The organism is Serratia sp. BFP-2025 (assembly GCF_050880365.1).
In the GTDB taxonomy this organism is placed as follows: Bacteria; Pseudomonadota; Gammaproteobacteria; order Enterobacterales; family Enterobacteriaceae; genus Serratia; species Serratia surfactantfaciens.
The window spans coordinates 3,169,598-3,185,750 of sequence record NZ_JBPAFV010000001.1 but is presented as its reverse complement, the minus strand read 5'-3'; the positions used below and the strand labels follow the sequence as shown (position 1 = coordinate 3,185,750).

16 protein-coding genes and 1 tRNA gene are annotated in these 16,153 nt (G+C 59.9%); 13 read left to right on the top strand and 4 right to left on the bottom strand.

The features are described 5' to 3' along the window. The first annotated feature begins 12 nt into the window (after positions 1-12). From nqrF to nqrM, 3 genes are read left to right on the top strand one after another with little or no spacing between them, the layout of a single operon-like run. A complete protein-coding gene (nqrF, locus tag ACRAWE_RS15330; protein WP_025160084.1) occupies positions 13-1,236 on the top strand; it encodes an NADH:ubiquinone reductase (Na(+)-transporting) subunit F in 1,224 nt (407 codons plus the stop codon). After that, positions 1,237-2,268 carry an FAD:protein FMN transferase gene (locus tag ACRAWE_RS15325; RefSeq protein ID WP_432525550.1) on the top strand — a complete coding sequence of 344 codons (1,032 nt, stop codon included), beginning with the start codon at positions 1,237-1,239 and terminating at the stop codon, positions 2,266-2,268. Between the two features lie 7 nt (positions 2,269-2,275). After that, positions 2,276-2,503 (top strand): (Na+)-NQR maturation NqrM, encoded by a 228-nt coding sequence (gene nqrM, locus ACRAWE_RS15320; protein ID WP_004930244.1) that lies wholly within the window; start codon positions 2,276-2,278, stop codon positions 2,501-2,503. Positions 2,504-2,535: 32 nt separating this feature from the next. On the opposite strand, the gene ACRAWE_RS15315 is transcribed toward nqrM, so the two are convergent. Next, positions 2,536-3,432 carry a glycerophosphodiester phosphodiesterase family protein gene (locus tag ACRAWE_RS15315; RefSeq protein ID WP_432525549.1) on the bottom strand — a complete coding sequence of 299 codons (897 nt, stop codon included), beginning with the start codon at positions 3,430-3,432 and terminating at the stop codon, positions 2,536-2,538. A gap of 183 nt (positions 3,433-3,615) precedes the next feature. Between ACRAWE_RS15315 and dinB the strand changes: the two genes are divergently transcribed. Then, positions 3,616-4,677, top strand: coding sequence for a DNA polymerase IV (gene dinB, locus ACRAWE_RS15310; protein WP_019454302.1), 1,062 nt, complete (start codon positions 3,616-3,618; stop codon positions 4,675-4,677). A gap of 42 nt (positions 4,678-4,719) precedes the next feature. Here the strand turns inward: dinB and pepD are convergent, their stop codons facing one another. Next, a complete protein-coding gene (gene pepD, locus ACRAWE_RS15305; protein WP_432525547.1) occupies positions 4,720-6,180 on the bottom strand; it encodes a beta-Ala-His dipeptidase in 1,461 nt (486 codons plus the stop codon). 339 nt (positions 6,181-6,519) lie between these two features. Between pepD and gpt the strand changes: the two genes are divergently transcribed. The 8 genes from gpt to ACRAWE_RS15265 all read left to right on the top strand — a co-directional run bounded on the left by gpt (position 6,520) and on the right by ACRAWE_RS15265 (position 13,261). Beyond that, on the top strand, positions 6,520-6,978 hold the full coding sequence (gene gpt / locus ACRAWE_RS15300) for a xanthine phosphoribosyltransferase (RefSeq protein ID WP_019454300.1): 459 nt from the start codon (positions 6,520-6,522) through the stop codon (positions 6,976-6,978). 141 nt (positions 6,979-7,119) lie between these two features. Continuing rightward, positions 7,120-8,367, top strand: a complete 1,248-nt coding sequence (gene frsA / locus ACRAWE_RS15295; protein ID WP_432525546.1) for an esterase FrsA — start codon at positions 7,120-7,122, stop codon at positions 8,365-8,367. A 60-nt stretch (positions 8,368-8,427) separates the two neighbouring features. Further along, a complete protein-coding gene (gene crl / locus ACRAWE_RS15290; protein ID WP_025160082.1) occupies positions 8,428-8,829 on the top strand; it encodes a sigma factor-binding protein Crl in 402 nt (133 codons plus the stop codon). A 116-nt stretch (positions 8,830-8,945) separates the two neighbouring features. Further along, on the top strand, positions 8,946-10,049 hold the full coding sequence (gene proB, locus ACRAWE_RS15285; RefSeq protein WP_015376738.1) for a glutamate 5-kinase: 1,104 nt from the start codon (positions 8,946-8,948) through the stop codon (positions 10,047-10,049). A 9-nt stretch (positions 10,050-10,058) separates the two neighbouring features. Next, a complete protein-coding gene (gene proA, locus ACRAWE_RS15280) occupies positions 10,059-11,312 on the top strand; it encodes a glutamate-5-semialdehyde dehydrogenase (RefSeq protein WP_432525545.1) in 1,254 nt (417 codons plus the stop codon). Between the two features lie 189 nt (positions 11,313-11,501). Further along, positions 11,502-11,577 (top strand) — tRNA-Thr (locus tag ACRAWE_RS15275). Positions 11,578-11,808: 231 nt separating this feature from the next. After that, positions 11,809-12,588: an alpha/beta hydrolase gene (locus ACRAWE_RS15270; protein WP_071891938.1), complete on the top strand. Its 780-nt coding sequence runs from the start codon at positions 11,809-11,811 to the stop codon at positions 12,586-12,588. Between the two features lie 454 nt (positions 12,589-13,042). Then, on the top strand, positions 13,043-13,261 hold the full coding sequence (locus tag ACRAWE_RS15265) for a TM2 domain-containing protein (protein ID WP_015376761.1): 219 nt from the start codon (positions 13,043-13,045) through the stop codon (positions 13,259-13,261). Positions 13,262-13,312: 51 nt separating this feature from the next. On the opposite strand, the gene ACRAWE_RS15260 is transcribed toward ACRAWE_RS15265, so the two are convergent. Beyond that, the gene (locus tag ACRAWE_RS15260) at positions 13,313-13,846 is read right to left on the bottom strand and encodes a hypothetical protein (RefSeq protein WP_019454290.1); all 534 of its coding nucleotides are present in this window, start codon (positions 13,844-13,846) and stop codon (positions 13,313-13,315) included. Between the two features lie 493 nt (positions 13,847-14,339). Here ACRAWE_RS15260 and ACRAWE_RS15255 point away from each other — a divergent pair, with 493 nt between their 5' ends. Next, entirely contained in the window at positions 14,340-15,440 is a 1,101-nt protein-coding gene (locus ACRAWE_RS15255) for a hypothetical protein (protein WP_432525544.1), read from the top strand. 3 nt (positions 15,441-15,443) lie between these two features. Here ACRAWE_RS15255 and ACRAWE_RS15250 read toward each other — a convergent pair whose 3' ends face one another. Continuing rightward, positions 15,444-16,148, bottom strand: coding sequence for a hypothetical protein (locus tag ACRAWE_RS15250; RefSeq protein ID WP_432525543.1), 705 nt, complete (start codon positions 16,146-16,148; stop codon positions 15,444-15,446). Positions 16,149-16,153 lie beyond the last annotated feature (5 nt).

Sequence of the window (16,153 nt, the reverse complement as noted above, 5' to 3'; positions counted from 1 at the left end):
CGGGAAGAATTTATGGAAATTATTTTAGGCGTAGCAATGTTCACCACCATCGTGATGGTGCTGGTGTTGCTGATCCTGTTTGCCAAATCGAAGCTGGTGAATACCGGCGACATCGCGGTGGAGATCAACGGCGATCTGGATAAGAGCTTCCATGCGCCGGCGGGCGACAAGCTGCTCAACGTGCTCTCCAGCCAGGGGATCTTCGTCTCCTCGGCCTGCGGCGGTGGTGGCTCCTGCGGCCAGTGCCGGGTGGTGATCAAAGAGGGCGGCGGCGATATCCTGCCGACCGAGCTCTCGCACATCAACAAGCGCGAAGCGAAAGAGGGTTGCCGCCTGGCGTGCCAGGTGAACGTGAAGCAAAACCTGAAGATCGAGCTGCCGGAAGAGATCTTCGGCGTGAAGAAATGGGAGTGCGAGGTTATCTCCAACGATAACAAAGCCACCTTTATCAAAGAGCTGAAGCTGAAGATCCCCGATGGCGAAGACGTGCCGTTCCGCGCGGGCGGCTTCATCCAGATCGAAGCGCCGGCGCACGACATCAGCTACGCCGACTTCGACGTGCCGCAGGAATATCGCGGCGACTGGGACAAGTTCAACCTGTTCCGCTACCGCTCGACGGTAAACGACACCACGGTGCGCGCCTACTCGATGGCCAACTACCCGGAAGAGAAGGGCATCATCATGCTCAACGTGCGTATCGCCACGCCGCCGCCGAACAATCCGGAGGTGCCGCCGGGCATCATGTCTTCCTATATCTGGTCGCTGAAGGCCGGCGACAAGGTGACCATCTCCGGGCCGTTCGGCGAGTTCTTCGCCAAGGACACCGACGCCGAAATGATCTTTATCGGCGGCGGCGCGGGCATGGCGCCGATGCGCTCGCATATCTTCGATCAGCTCAAGCGCCTGAACTCGAAGCGCAAGATCACCTTCTGGTACGGCGCGCGTTCGCTGCGCGAGATGTTCTATGAAGACGACTTCAACCAGCTGCAGGCGGAGAACGACAACTTCACCTGGCACGTGGCGCTGTCGGATCCGCAGCCGGAAGATAACTGGACCGGCTACACCGGCTTTATCCATAATGTTCTGCTGGAGAACTATCTGAAGAACCACCCGGCGCCGGAGGACTGCGAGTTTTACATGTGCGGGCCGCCGATGATGAACGCCGCGGTGATCAAGATGCTGAAAGATCTGGGCGTCGAAGACGAAAACATCATGCTGGATGACTTTGGTGGCTAAATGCGCGCATTGGCGATGAAGAACTGGCTGACGGGCGTGGTGCTGAGCGCCACCCTGCTGCTGACCGGCTGCGGGCCGGAACAGGTGAACCTGGCGGGTAAAACCATGGGCACCTCGTATTCGATCCGTTATGTGACCGGCGACGATACGCCGTCGGCGCGCGAGATGCAGGCGGAGATCGACAAACGGCTGGAGCAGGTGAACGACCAAATGTCCACCTACCGGCCGGATTCCGAGCTGAGCCGCTTCAACGCCAGCCGCGACATTGAGCGGCCGTTCCCGGTTTCACCGGCGACCGCCGAGGTGGTGCGCGAAGCGCTGCGCATCAACCGTGTCACCGACGGCGCGCTGGACGTGACCGTCGGGCCGCTGGTCAATCTGTGGGGCTTCGGCCCGGAAGGGCGGCCGGATAAAGTGCCGAGCGAGGCGGAGCTGGAGCACCGTCGCGCCTGGACCGGCGCCGACAAGCTGTCGGTGCAGGGCAGCGCGCTGGTGAAAAGCATCCCCGAGCTGTATGTCGACCTGTCGTCGATCGCCAAGGGGTATGGCGTAGACGTGGTGGCGGAATACCTGCAATCGCAGCACGTGCAAAACTACATGGTGGATATTGGCGGCGAAGTGCGCACCCGCGGGCGCAACGGCGAGCAAAAGCCGTGGCGTATTGCCATCGAACGCCCGACCGCCGGCGCGCAGCAGCAGGCGCAGCTGGTGATCCAGCCGGGAGATATGTCGATCGCCACCTCGGGTGACTATCGCAACTACTTCGAGCAGGACGGGGTGCGCTATTCGCACACTATCGATCCGGTCACCGGCCGGCCCATTCATCACCGTTTGGTGTCGATCACCGTGCTGAGCCCGACCTGCATGACCGCCGACGGCCTGTCCACCGGCCTGAACGTAATGGGGCCGGAGCGCGGGATGGCGCTGGCCAACCTGCTCGGTATCCCGGTGTTCATGATCGTGAAAACCGCCGACGGGTTTGAGGAGCGTTATTCGGATGCGTTCAAACCCTATCTGAAAAAGAGTTCGTGAGGTTGTTATGTTGACGGTATTCGCCGCCACCTTCGTGTTGTTCCTGCTGATCGTCGGCGGCATGTCGCTGGGCTATGTGTTTAAACGCAAAAGCCTGCAGGGCAGCTGCGGCGGCATCACTGCGCTGGGGATGGAGAAAGTCTGCGACTGCCCGGAACCCTGCGATGCGCGCAAAAAGCGCGAAGCCAAAGCGGCGCAGCGGCGCGAGCAGTTGGACAAGCACCGCATTCTGTAGCGAAGCGAAAACCCGGCCTTGGCCGGGTTTTTTTATTTCGCCTTGCGGAAGCTTTTCGCCTCGGCCGGCGAGTTGACCATCACGCCGTCGGCGCCCAGCGCCAGCGCCTGCTGATATTCCTGCGGCGTGTTGACGCCGAACAGAATGATGTGTGCCGGGCCCTGCGAGCGGAAACAGTCCATCGATTCTTTATCCCAGGTCAGAAACGCCTTCGAGCGCCCTTCGCCGAGGGTGTACTTCTCTACCACTTCCACCTCGCGCTTCAGCTCCAGCCCATACCAGCGCGGCTGTCGGTTGTCCGGTTTGACATCGCACTGGTGCGCCATGGTGACGTTGGCCAGCAGCGTGCGGGTCTCGTCGCGGCTTTCGAAGCGCGGGATGGCCGGCGGCAGCGCCTGCAGGTATTTGGCGTCGGTAGAGTAAACGCGGGTGCGGTTCAGGCTGTCGGTGCTTTCCAGCGTCGCCAGCAGCGCCTGGCCAAACTGCGCCGGATCGGCGTCCGGGGATTTGATGTCCAGATAGAAGGTGACGTGCGGAAACGCTTTTAGCACCTCGTCCAGCCGCGGAATGCCGATGCCCTGGCCGCGGAACGGATGCGCATCGCCTTTGGCGAACGCCCAGCCGGCATCGGTCTCGGCCAATTGTGCGGCGGTATACGCAGAGACCGGGCCCTGCCGGTTGGTCAGCGCCGTCAGATCCGAGGGGCGATACAGCACGATGACGCCGTCTTTGGATTCTTGCAGTGTGATCCAAACGGCGTCGGCACCGTTTTTCAGCGCGGTTTCGATGGCGATGCGGGTGTTTTCCGGCGCATCGGCGGTGCCGCCGCGATGGGCGACGATCGCCGGCGCGTGACCGGCGGCGGCGCTGGCCGCCAGCGCGCTCAGCGACAGCGCGGAAGCCAGCAGCCAATGAGAAAATCTGATCATGTAGAGTACCTTGTCGTTATCGTTGTGGTGAGCCGCACGGGATAGCGGAGATCATACTATTGAAAAATTAAGCTTTTTTAACAACGCGGAAATATCTGACGGAAGCGGTGCTTTCATCGAAGCCTGCGGCCTTGAGCTTTCGGTATCTGACTGTATACTTATACAGTGTTACTGGAGGGTGCGATGCGTAAAATCATTCATGTCGATATGGACTGCTTCTTCGCGGCGGTGGAAATGCGCGACGATCCCAGCCTGCGCGATATCCCATTGGCGATTGGCGGCAGCGCCGATCGGCGCGGGGTGATCAGCACCGCCAACTACCCGGCGCGGCGCTACGGCGTACACAGCGCCATGTCCACGGCGATGGCGCTAAAGCTGTGCCCGCATCTCACCCTGCTGCCGGGGCGCATGGCGGCCTACAAAGAGGCTTCGCTGCATATCCGTGAAATCTTCGCCCGCTATACCCCGTTGATCGAGCCGCTGTCGCTCGATGAAGCCTATCTCGACGTGACCGACAGCCCGCAATGCAACGGCTCGGCGACGCTGATCGCCCAGGAGATCCGTCAGGCGATCGCCGACGAGCTGAATCTCACCGCGTCGGCCGGTGTCGCGCCGATCAAGTTTCTCGCCAAAATCGCTTCCGAGATGAACAAGCCGAATGGGCAATACGTGATCACCCCGGCGCAGGTGCCGGCGTTTTTGCAGCAGCTGCCGCTCAGCAAGATCCCCGGCGTCGGCAAGGTGACCGCCAAACGGCTGGAGGAAGTGGGGCTTATCACCTGCGCCGACGTGCAGCAATACGATTTGGCGCAGCTGCTCAAGCGCTTCGGCAAGTTCGGCCGGGTGCTGTGGGAGCGGTGTCAGGGCATCGATCGGCGCGAAATCTCGGCGGAGCGGCTGCGTAAATCGGTGGGCGTGGAGCGCACGCTGGCGGAAGACATTCACGACTGGGAAGATTGCGAAACGCTGATTATCGACAAACTCTACCCCGAGCTGGAGATGCGGCTACGTAAGGTGAAGCCGGATCTGCACATCGCCCGGCAGGGCGTGAAGCTGAAGTTTCAGGATTTTCAGCAAACCACCCAGGAGCACGTGTTCCCGGTGCTGAATCAGCAGGATTTGCTGGCGGTGGCGCGGCAGGCGTGGCGCGAACGGCGTGAAGGACGCGGCGTGCGGCTGGTGGGGCTGCACGTGACGCTGCTCGATCCGCAGCTGGAGCGGCAGCTGGCGCTGTCGTGGGAATAAAAAAAGCCGGCGGGTGCCGGCTTTTTGCGTTAAGCGCGCAGATTACGCGCGCTCAGGGATAGCTTTCAGCAGCGAGGTCAGCAGCTTCCAGTACAGACCGACGCTTTCGATATGTACCTGCTCATCCGGCGAGTGCGGGCCGGTGATGGTTGGCCCGATCGATACCATATCCATGTTTGGATACGGTTTTTTGAACAGGCCGCATTCCAGGCCGGCGTGGATCACCATGATGTTCGGCGTCTTGTCGAACAGATCCTGATACAGCTCGCGCACCAGGTGCATCACCGGTGAATCGGCGTCCGGCTGCCAGCCCGGGTAGCCGCCCTTCGGCGCCACTTTGGCGCCGGCCAGCTGGCCCAGCGCGGTCAGCATTTCGACCACGTAGTCTTTGCCGCTGTCGATCAGAGAGCGGATCAGGCAGATGATTTCCGCTTCGTTTTCGCTGGTGGTGACCACGCCGACGTTCAGCGAGGTTTCCACTACGCCTTTTACCGTGTCGCTCATGCGGATCACGCCGTTCGGCGTGCCGTTCAGCAGCGCGAGGAAGCGCTGCTGGCTGTCGGCGCTCAGCGCCTGCGAAGCGCTGGTGGTCGGCTCCAGCAGCACGGTGATGTTCTTCTCTTTGGCGGAGAGTTCGTTCTGCAGCACCGCCAGGAACTCCTGGCTAAGCGCTTTCAGCGCGTCGGCTTTGTCCGCCGGCACCGCAACCACCGCAGAGGCTTCACGCGGAATGGCGTTGCGCAGGGTGCCGCCGTTCAGATCCAGCACGCGCAGGTTCAGCGCCGCCGCATGGGCGAACAGGAAGCGCGCCAGCAGTTTGTTGGCGTTGCCCAGCCCGACGTGGATCTCGGCGCCGGAGTGGCCGCCTTTCAGGCCCTTGAGGGTCAGCTTCAGGGTTTGATAACCGGCCGGCACCGCTTCGCGCTGCAGCGGCAGGGTGGTGATGAAGTCGATACCGCCGGCGCAACCCATGTAGATTTCGCCTTCTTCTTCGGAATCGGTATTGATCAGGATGTCCGCCTGCAGCCAGTTCGGCTGCAGCCCGAAGGCGCCGTCCATGCCGGCTTCTTCGGTCATGGTCAGCAGCACTTCCAGCGGGCCGTGCTCAACGCTGTCGTCGGCCAGCACCGCCAGGGCGGAGGCCATGCCGATGCCGTTGTCGGCGCCCAGCGTGGTGCCGCGCGCTTTCACCCACTCGCCGGCGATATAAGGCTGGATCGGATCCTTGGCGAAGTCGTGCACGGTGTCGTTATTCTTTTGCGGCACCATGTCCAGGTGCGCCTGCAGCGCGACCGGCTTGCGGTTTTCCATGCCTTTGGTGGCCGGCTTGCGCAGCAGGATATTGCCGACCTGATCACGCTCGGCGTGCAGGTTCTTCTCTTTGGCCCAGGTGAGGATGTGCTGCGCCAGCGCTTCTTCATGATAAGAAGGGTGCGGGATAGAACAGATCTTGGCGAAAATATCCCACAGCGGCTGTGGCGAAAGCTGAGACAATTCAGACACTATAAGTCTCCTGTGACGGCAGGCTCCGACAGGACGGGCGTGCCGCGCGGTTGAGGTGAGCGGGTATCTGTGCGTCGTGGCACGATCATCAGAGAATATCACTTTATTTCCGGCGGCGCGCGCCCCGTATTGTGCGGTTTAAGCGCTTGATCACACGGCTTCGCGGCGGGAACGTTCGCTTTTTCAGCATCAATCACCGAAAAGCCGCGCGGCGGAAATCGCGAGGTTTTCCTCGGTACAGCTGGAATTCAACGCGGCCAGTCTCTATAATCTCGCGCAACCTTTTTTCCCCTGAACTATAAAGTAAGCCGCTTCACCAGCCGGCTGGGACACGATTCTATGAGCGAAAAATACGTTGTTACCTGGGATATGCTGCAAATACATGCACGCAAGCTGGCGCACCGCCTGCTGCCTGCCGACAAATGGACCGGCATCATTGCCGTAAGCCGCGGCGGTCTGGTGCCGGCGGGCCTGCTGGCGCGCGAACTGGGAATTCGCTATGTGGATACCGTCTGCATTTCCAGCTACGACCATGACAACCAACGCGAAATGAAAGTGCTCAAGCGCGCCGAAGGCGACGGTGAAGGCTTCATCGTAGTAGACGATCTGGTGGATACCGGCGGTACCGCAAAAGCGATCCGCGATATGTACCCGAAAGCGCATTTCGTCACCATCTTCGCCAAGCCGGCGGGCCGTCCACTGGTGGACGACTATGTGGTCGACATCCCGCAGGACACCTGGATCGAGCAGCCGTGGGACATGGGCGTCAGCTTCGTTCCCCCTATCGGCGGTCGCTAAGCCCAGCCAGTTCCAAATCAACGCCCGGTTATGCCGGGCGTTTGCGTTATCTTGGTTTATCCCGCCAGAGTTAGGTACACTACCTCTAGTTAAGTAGGCCTGTTGCGGCCTATCGCCAGATTTACGGAGGCTGTTGTTACCATGGCACAGGCCAACCTTTCTGAAATTCTTTTCAAGCCTAAATTCAAACACCCTGAAACCTCGACGCTGGTGCTGCGCGCGCGCAACAAAGTGAGCGCCGCCATGCATTCCGCATTGGAAGGCGACACCACCGGCAGCTGGTACCGCATGCTGAATCCGCTGCTGTGGGCCTGGCGCGGCGTCAGCCCGATCGAAATCCACGAAGTGCTGGCGCGCATCGCCGCCTCGGACGCCGAGCGCAGCAATCCGCAACGGCTGGATACCGTGGTGGGCTACCGCAACGGCAACTGGATCTACGAGTGGATCCATCAGGGCATGCAGTGGCAGCAGCGGGCGACGGAGCAGCAGGATCCGCTGCTCGGCGGCGAGTACTGGCTGAAGGCCGCGAGCCTGTACAGCATCGCCGGTTACCCGCACCTGAAGGGCGACGAGCTGGCCGAACAGGCGGAGATGCTGGCTAACCGCGCTTACGAAGAGGCGGCGCTGCTGCTGCCGTATCAGCTGAAAGAGCTCGAATTCCGCATCGAAGGCGGCGGCAGCGTCACCGGTTTCCTGCACATGCCGGAGAAGGGCGAGGCGCCGTTCCCGACGGTGCTGATGTGCGGCAGCCTCGATACGCTGCAGACCGACTACCACCGGCTGTTCCGCGACTACCTGGCGCCGCACGGCATCGCCATGCTGACGCTCGACATGCCGTCGATCGGCTCCTCCTGCAAATGGAAGCTGACGCAGGATTCCAGCTACCTGCATCAGCAGGTGCTGATCCAGCTGTCCTCGGTGCCGTGGGTGGATCATCAGCGGGTGAGTGCTTTCGGCTTCCGCTTCGGCGCTAACGTGGCGGTGCGACTGGCCTATCTGGAGCCGCAGCGGCTGCGCGGCGTGGCCTGCCTGGGCCCGGTGGTGCATCGCCTGCTGTGCGACGGCAGCACCCAGTTGAACGTGCCGGACATGTATATGGACGTGCTGGCCAGCCGCATGGGCATGGCTAACGCTTCCGACAACGTGCTGAAGGTGGAGCTGAACAGCTACTCGCTGAAAATGCAGGGGCTGCTGGGGCGCCGTTGCCCGACGCCGATGATCTCAGGCTACTGGGAGCGCGATACGCTCAGCCCGAAAGAGGAGTCGCAGCTGATCGTCACCTCCTCGGTGAGCGGCAAGCTGATCGCCATCCCGCGCACCCCGGTCTACGACAGCTTCCACCGGGCGTTGCTGCAGATGTCCGGCTGGCTGAAGGACAAAATGCGTTAATTAGTTGCTAAATTTTAACAGTTTGTTAAAAAGAGTGGTCTACATTGAGGAGGTTAGAGAATGACGTTACCGAGTGGTCACCCTAAAAGCCGACTAATGAAACGTTTTGCCAGCTTGGGGCCGTACCTGCGTGAAGGGCAATGTGAAAACGACCGTTTTTTCTTTGATTGTTTGGCCGTCTGCGTCAATGTAAAGCCCGCTCCGGAGAAGCGCGAGTTCTGGGGCTGGTGGATGGAGCTGCAGGCGGAAGAGGCGCGCTTCACCTATTCGTACCAATTCGGCCTGTTCGACAAAGAAGGCGACTGGACGGCGCAAAACATTAAGGATGATGAAGTGAGCGCCAAGCTGGAAGACACCCTGCGCGACTTCCATCGCCGCCTGGGCGAGCTGCTGGCGACCATGGATCTGGGGCTGGAACCCGCCGACGATTTCAAAGAAAAACTGATCAAACTCTCCGCCTGACCCCGTTTGACCACGTATTGTGCTGATTTCGCGTTGTGCCTGTTGGCATAACGCGTCTCTCCTGTTACAAAGACCTTTGCACTCTTCTTCTCATCATTACACACGGCAGAAATACTATGAACGGCAGCCAGACATTGGTTGTGAAATTGGGCACCAGCGTGTTGACCGGCGGATCGCTGCGTCTGAACCGCGCCCACATCGTCGAATTGGTGCGCCAGTGCGCGCAGCAACACGCCGCGGGCCACCGCATCGTCATCGTCACCTCCGGCGCGATCGCCGCCGGGCGCGAGCACCTGGGCTACCCCGAGCTGCCCGCCACCATCGCTTCCAAGCAGCTGCTGGCGGCGGTGGGGCAGAGCCGACTGATCCAGCTGTGGGAACAGCTGTTCTCCATTTACGGCATCCACGTCGGGCAGATGCTGCTGACGCGCGCCGATCTGGAAGACCGCGAGCGCTTCCTCAACGCGCGCGACACCATGACGGCGCTGCTGGACAACCGCATCGTGCCGGTAATCAATGAGAACGACGCCGTCGCCACCGCCGAAATCAAGGTGGGCGACAACGATAACCTGTCGGCGCTGGCGGCCATTCTGGCCGGGGCCGACAAACTGTTGCTGCTGACCGATCAGCAGGGCCTCTACACCGCCGATCCGCGCAACAACCCGCAGGCCGAACTGATCCGTGAAGTGCACGGCATCGACGACGCGCTGCGCGCCATCGCCGGCGACAGCGTTTCCGGTCTGGGCACTGGCGGCATGGGCACCAAACTGCAGGCGGCCGACGTGGCCTGCCGCGCCGGCATCGACGTCGTGATCGCCGCCGGCAGCAAGCCGGGCGTGGTGGCGGACGTGATCGAAGGCAAGCCGGTGGGCACCCGTTTCCACGCGCTGGAAACCCCGCTGGAAAACCGCAAGCGCTGGATCTTCGGCGCGCCGCCGGCCGGTGAGATCACCGTCGACGACGGCGCGGTGGAAGCGATGATGGCGCGCGGCAGCTCGCTGCTGCCGAAAGGCATCCGCGAAGTGAAGGGCGACTTCTCGCGCGGCGAAGTGATCCGCATCCGCAACCTGGCGGGGCGCGATCTGGCGCACGGCGTCAGCCGCTACAACAGCGATGCGATGCGCATGATCGCCGGGCACCACTCGCAGGAAATCAGCGAAATCCTCGGTTATGAATACGGTCCGGTGGCAGTGCACCGCGACGATATGATTGTCAGTTAAGGAGTGAGCATGCTGGAGCAGATGGGGAAGGCCGCCAAGCAGGCCTCCTGGCAGCTGGCGGTGCTGAGCACGGCGAAGAAGAATCAGGTGCTGTCGGTGATGGCCGACAGGCTGGAAGCCAACAGCGAAGCGATCCTGCTGGCGAACGAACAAGACATGGCGCAGGCGCGCGCCAGCGGCATGAGCGAAGCGCTGCTCGATCGCCTGCTGTTGACCCCGGCGCGGCTGGCGGCGATCGCTAACGACGTGCGCCAGGTGTGCCGCCTGAACGATCCGGTCGGCCACGTGCTGGACGGCAACCTGCTGGACAGCGGGCTGAAGCTGGAGCGCCGCCGGGTGCCGCTCGGCGTGATCGGCGTGATTTACGAGGCGCGCCCGAACGTCACCATCGACGTCGCCAGCCTGTGCCTGAAAACCGGCAACGCGGTGATCCTGCGCGGCGGTAAAGAGACGCACAACACCAACCAGGCGACGGTAAAAGTGATCCAGCAGGCGCTGGAACAGTGCGGCCTGCCGGCGGCGGCGGTGCAGGCGATCGACAGCCCGGATCGCGCATTGGTGAACGAACTGCTGCGCCTGGATCGCTATGTCGACATGCTGATCCCGCGCGGCGGCGCCGGCCTGCACAAGCTGTGCCGCGAGCAATCGACCATCCCGGTGATCACCGGCGGCATCGGCGTGTGCCACACCTATGTGGATGCCGACGTCGATTTCGACAAGGCCCTGACGGTGATTGAAAACGCCAAGATCCAGCGCCCGAGCGCCTGTAACTCGCTGGAGACGCTGCTGGTGAACCGCAGCATCGCCGCCGAGTTCCTGCCGGCGCTGAGCGCCAAAATGGCGGCGGCGGGCGTGACGCTGCACGCGGCGGAAAATGCGCTGTCGCTGCTGCAGGGCGGCCCGGCGACGGTGGTGCCGGTGAACGCGGAAGATTACGACGACGAATGGCTGTCGTTGGATCTGAACGTGCTGCTGGTGGACGATATCGATCAGGCCATCGACCACATCCGCACCCACGGCACCAACCACTCCGACGCGATCCTCACCCGCTCGCTGAGCAGCGCCGAGCACTTCGTGCGCGCGGTGGACTCCTCGGCGGTGTACGTCAACGCCAGCACCCGCTTCACCGACGGCGGCCAATTCGGCCTGGGCGCAGAAGTGGCGGTGAGCACCCAGAAACTGCACGCCCGCGGCCCGATGGGCCTGGACGCGCTGACCACCTACAAGTGGATCGGCTACGGCGACGATCTGGTGCGCAGCTAGGGCCGGATTGCGGTCAGAAAGAGGTCAGGGCGCAGCATGCTGCGCCCTGATTGTTTTTGGGAAGGTTGAGTGTGCCGCAGTGCGGTTGCTTGCAAAACAACCAAACACCCCGGCGGCTATTGACTCATTTCACGCACAGGTCTACCTTGTTCAACGCACTTCCGGCTTGCCCCGCAGGCTTGGCTCGATGCCGATATAGCTCAGTTGGTAGAGCAGCGCATTCGTAATGCGAAGGTCGTAGGTTCGACTCCTATTATCGGCACCACCTCACTTTTTAACTTTCCCTTTCGTACACTCCGTCACCGACTCTGCCGCAAAGCTAAAGCCTATTAATCCGGCGCATGATGCAATACCTGGGCTTGCGTGCCATAAATCGCACAACACACAAACGTCGTAAACGGGAATATGCGTTGCTACGTTGGGACCTCACCGTCTTTTTCTTATCTGAGAAGAAAGGCATTAACGCGATTAATTCATTTAAACAAGTGAGGTTGTTATGTGTGAAGATTTAATTTCAAGAACGAAGTGTTTTGTCTTTAATGGTCAAAGATACAGAGTCTTTATCTCTCATCGTAGGGGGATTGGCGGCAATTTGAACCCGCTGTATCTTTTGGATGCTAACTCCCAGTTTTCGGTCGTGACGGAACGTAACAACAGAAAACGCGATGGGGATATTCTTTATGTCGGCATTGGCTATCAAGACGGGGTGGATGTCTTGAAGGCAAGAACCCGCGATTATACGGTTCCCTCAGGAGAGAAAGAGTTTGCGGAAGGGGGGGGAGCGGCAGCGTTTTATCAGTTTATTGCCGCATGCGTTAAACCATGGGTCGAAGCGCATTATCCTGTCAACGTAGATCGGCAAACGCTGGCAGGCCATTCGCACGGTGGTCATTTTGTGTTGTATACCCTGTTTAATCATCCTGATGCATTTCAAAATTATTTAGCGGCCAGTCCATCCATTTGGTGGGGCAATGGGGCGTTGATTCCTGACGGCAAGTTAGCCATTGATGAACATGTCAATCAGGTCACGCTGATGGTGGGAGAGTATGAAGAAAAGCTTCATCCCCAAAGTAATGAAACAGAGAAAATGCAGATCCTTAGAATGAACGCCACGCCTAAGCTGCGAGCCAGAAATTTGGCGGAGAAGTTGATCGGTAATGAACAGCGCTGTAGCTTTGTTTTTTGCACCGGACGGCGCCACCCCGGCGTTATTAAGGATTATGCACAGGTGGCAAATCTGATCGCTGGGCATCGTCCACAATATGACGGGCTTTAGAATAGACATAGCGTTATTCAAGATCGATTTTATTGCTGTTAGTCCGGGCTGACGCTGCGAATCCTATCAATGCGAGTCACCTAGATTGTCAGTGGGAAGTCACCAGGGAAAATAAAATAGTCGACAAGGATATGGCCCCCTAGGGGCAACACGCTTAGCGCGGCGTCAACGGCTGGCATGATAGTCATGAATACATGCACATTATCCACTTTAAAAACAACAAGATATTAAAGTGTTGAGTCTTCGCCGCAGGAATATTCCTTCTCTTGCCGTACGTCTTTTGCTTGCCTTTCCCCGGTTAAACAACCGTTTAATTAATCACTGTTATAATTACCCCTGTTGAGCCTTGATGGGTGAATGTTTCTTCCTCAAGCATTGCGATGCGGCGCTCTGTGGAGCGGCATCCGTTTTTGGACATGCCGGTGGTTCGGTGAGAAGTTAGGAGAAGTGCACTATGAGCAGAAAAGACAAGCTCGCGGCGGCCCTGCTGGCCATCTTCCTGGGTGGGCTGGGCATTCACAAGTTTTACTTAGGGATGAAGTGGTGGGGGCTGTTCTACCTGCTGTTCTGCTGGACGGGGATCCCGGCGATTGTCGGCTTTATCGAAGGTATTATTTATCTGTTCCAGTCGGAAGAGAAATTCAACCAGAAATACAATCCTGGTCTGATTTAATGCTTTTTCTGGCGGCGCTTCCTGTTAAGGGAAGCGCCGTTTTTCATTCCGTTACTGTTTCTTCATCATCATCTTGCCGCGCATTTCTTTGCTCATCATTTTATTCGAGCTGGAAATCACGCAGTTATATTGCTTGCCTTGGTTAATGATCATAAAGGTGCTGACCGGATCTTTAAAATTCTTGTCGATGGTGAAATAAATATACGCCTGTGGCAGCGCCGCCGGTTTAAAGGCGCCGAAGGCATACACATCCGCCAGGCCCAGCGCGGAGAGATCGACCGTCAGCTCCATCGGTTTCATGGAATCCGGCGATGGGAACATCGACTTGGCCGACATCATCATGGTGCTGCTGTTGATGGTGTAATCGGTTTTGACCTTCATGCCCATATATTTCGATTCCGGCATGGAAAGTTCTTTTTTGCAGGCGGCGTCATGCTGCGGCGCCGGGCTGCCATTTTCCATCACGGCGTGCACGTGTTCCAGCATCACCGCCGCGCTGCCGGTGGTAGGCTGCGCATCGGCCGCGTAAGCCACGCCGCTGAAGGCGGCCACAGAGGTAAGGATAATGCCTGTAACGATTTTCATTGTCGCTCTCCGGAATGCTAATAATGATATTAATTGCGGTGTGTAGCCTATTGGCTTGATAAAACGCAAAGTTACCCCGTTCCATGGAGATAAAGCCTCCTCGGAATATTGTCGATAAAATATTTCCTCGCCCGTTAAAAAGCGGACTTTTTTAATTGCTGTCAGTGTCTTTGCCTGTGTCCAACTGCATATAAATAGTATGTCTAAACATAGTCAATGTTTGGAGTATGCACAAATTATTGCAGTTTTTTTCCGCTTTCCTTTTCCGGTTTTTAACAAGGGGTAAATATTATATTGATATACAGGCAGTTATCTTTTTACGTTAAAGGCACTCTGTGAAGCGTTATTTATGTGATCTTTATAGTCACAGAAATAACTCTGAAATTATTATCTTTCTATTTAACGGCTAATTATTCATGGAATAGGCTTCAACCCCTGACGTTTCCTGCGCTAGAATCAGGCGGCCGCTCTCTGTTGAAACAAGGATATCGCCATGGCCGCCTGGGCCCTTTTGATCGTCGGTTGGTTGCTGATTTGGCGGGATTACCCGATTCTCGGCGCGCTGTGCATCGCGCTGTTTGCCCTGCTGCAGTGGGCGAAATACGCCGCTAAAGGCGCGCAACAACCCGAGGGGCAGGCCGCCGAGTGGCGCAAGACCGACTGGCGTTCGCAACCGATTGAGATAGCGCACACCGGTGACAGCGACCGGCAGATCGGCGGCGTAGGGGAGCTGGGCATGGGCGGCCCCAACTTTTGGACGCTGCTGCTGCGCGACGGAGCGATTGTGCAGGGCGCCTGTGCGGCGCCGCAGGACGTGGATGATGGCAAGCTGCGCCTGATCCCGACCCGCAGCCGCGAGGGTGAGGGGCTGACGGTATACGAACCCGCCGCCCGGGCGATGTACGCGCTGCCTGCGCTGACCGATCGCGAACAGAAAGCCTTGGCCGCCGGTGCCGCTGAGGCGCTGGTGCGGCTGCGGGCGAGGTGTCGGCAGGTGGAGGCTACGCCGTTGCATCCGGTGCGTGGCCTGTGGGTGCCGCAGTGGGTGGAGGATCCGGCGGATCGTCTGGAGATCGCCTTGCCCAGCGGCCGCACGCTGGCGGCGCGTTCGCGGTTACCGGCGGATCTGCGCCAGGCGGACGATCCCGCCGCGCTGCTGCACGCGCCGCCTTATGAGCTGTTGTTGGATAACCGGCCGACCGATCTCTTGGTACGCGATCTCGAACGCGTGACGGAATCCCCGACGGGCGACGGCTTGAGCGTCGGCGGCTGCCAGTTCCGCGGCGAGCAGATCGTTGACGGTCTGTACCATCTGTATTTTGCCGGCGAGTGGTTCAGCCTACTCTCTTACGCGCATAAACCGGCGGGCGGGCGCGGGGCGGACACCACCTTTTTCGTCGAGCGGGTAGAGCCGCAGGATGGCGGGGTGTTCGTGATTGAATGGGATGCCTACAGCGTGGGGCCGGACGGGCGCGAGCCGCGCGTGGCGGCTCCGCCGGTTCTGGTTGTCGCGGTGAGCTGGCAGGACGCGCCACTGCAGCTGCCCACGGCGAATAACCGCATGACCGTGCGCTTGCCCAACGCCACGACATGATGCTTAAGGCAGCACCCTGACTTCGCCGTTCTGCAGGGTCAGCACGGCGATCGGGCTGCCGGAGAAGCATTCCCTGAACGTCCAACCGCTGGGCCGAAACGCCGCCGCTGGCAGCCCGGCTTGCCACTCCTCCCACTGCACGGCCGGCTGATCCGGCGGCAAAAAGAAGGTGACCAGCCAACCGGCTTCGCAGCGTACCGTTTGGCCGCTCGGGCGGGTAAAGGTATGCGCGCTCGCCAGCTCCATCACTGGCGGTGAAACCTCGAAGGCGACGATCGGCACGCCGGCCACGTTTTGCGGCTGAGGGAAGCGCACTGCGGTGACGCCGTTCATCGTAACGGGGCTGTTTTCGCTGCCGGGCAGGCGCGGATCCTGCCGGTTTACCCAGCTTCCTTTTGGCAGCGCGATCTCACCAAACGGCCTGGCCTCGTCGAGCGTCAGGTAGCTGCGTTGGTTCCAACGATCTTCAGCTCGTTGGCTTTTGATATCCTGGATGAGGGTGCCGATCAGCGCCAGCATGCATGCCACCGGGTACACCGCCAGCGCTGAGGCGAGCAGATAGCCGCCCCAGGAGAGCGGCGGACGCGGGCGGCCGCAGCGGGCGGCGACGTAGCGCCAGCACCACCAGGCGATCAGGATGCCGGCGAGCAGCAAGGCCAACAACAGCGCCAGCAGCCCCGCGACGCCTGCGCCATAACCTAACAGCATGGCAA

What these genes read in the sequence shown, in the direction of transcription:
- nqrF (WP_025160084.1), top strand. Translation starts at nt 13, where the DNA reads ATGGAAATTATTTTAGGCGTAGCAATGTTCACCACCATCGTGATGGTG.
- ACRAWE_RS15325 (WP_432525550.1), top strand. Translation starts at nt 1,237, where the DNA reads ATGCGCGCATTGGCGATGAAGAACTGGCTGACGGGCGTGGTGCTGAGC.
- nqrM (WP_004930244.1), top strand. Translation starts at nt 2,276, where the DNA reads ATGTTGACGGTATTCGCCGCCACCTTCGTGTTGTTCCTGCTGATCGTC.
- ACRAWE_RS15315 (WP_432525549.1), bottom strand. Translation starts at nt 3,432, where the DNA reads ATGATCAGATTTTCTCATTGGCTGCTGGCTTCCGCGCTGTCGCTGAGC.
- dinB (WP_019454302.1), top strand. Translation starts at nt 3,616, where the DNA reads ATGCGTAAAATCATTCATGTCGATATGGACTGCTTCTTCGCGGCGGTG.
- gpt (WP_019454300.1), top strand. Translation starts at nt 6,520, where the DNA reads ATGAGCGAAAAATACGTTGTTACCTGGGATATGCTGCAAATACATGCA.
- frsA (WP_432525546.1), top strand. Translation starts at nt 7,120, where the DNA reads ATGGCACAGGCCAACCTTTCTGAAATTCTTTTCAAGCCTAAATTCAAA.
- crl (WP_025160082.1), top strand. Translation starts at nt 8,428, where the DNA reads ATGACGTTACCGAGTGGTCACCCTAAAAGCCGACTAATGAAACGTTTT.
- proB (WP_015376738.1), top strand. Translation starts at nt 8,946, where the DNA reads ATGAACGGCAGCCAGACATTGGTTGTGAAATTGGGCACCAGCGTGTTG.
- proA (WP_432525545.1), top strand. Translation starts at nt 10,059, where the DNA reads ATGCTGGAGCAGATGGGGAAGGCCGCCAAGCAGGCCTCCTGGCAGCTG.
- ACRAWE_RS15270 (WP_071891938.1), top strand. Translation starts at nt 11,809, where the DNA reads ATGTGTGAAGATTTAATTTCAAGAACGAAGTGTTTTGTCTTTAATGGT.
- ACRAWE_RS15265 (WP_015376761.1), top strand. Translation starts at nt 13,043, where the DNA reads ATGAGCAGAAAAGACAAGCTCGCGGCGGCCCTGCTGGCCATCTTCCTG.
- ACRAWE_RS15260 (WP_019454290.1), bottom strand. Translation starts at nt 13,846, where the DNA reads ATGAAAATCGTTACAGGCATTATCCTTACCTCTGTGGCCGCCTTCAGC.
- ACRAWE_RS15255 (WP_432525544.1), top strand. Translation starts at nt 14,340, where the DNA reads ATGGCCGCCTGGGCCCTTTTGATCGTCGGTTGGTTGCTGATTTGGCGG.
- ACRAWE_RS15250 (WP_432525543.1), bottom strand. Translation starts at nt 16,148, where the DNA reads ATGCTGTTAGGTTATGGCGCAGGCGTCGCGGGGCTGCTGGCGCTGTTG.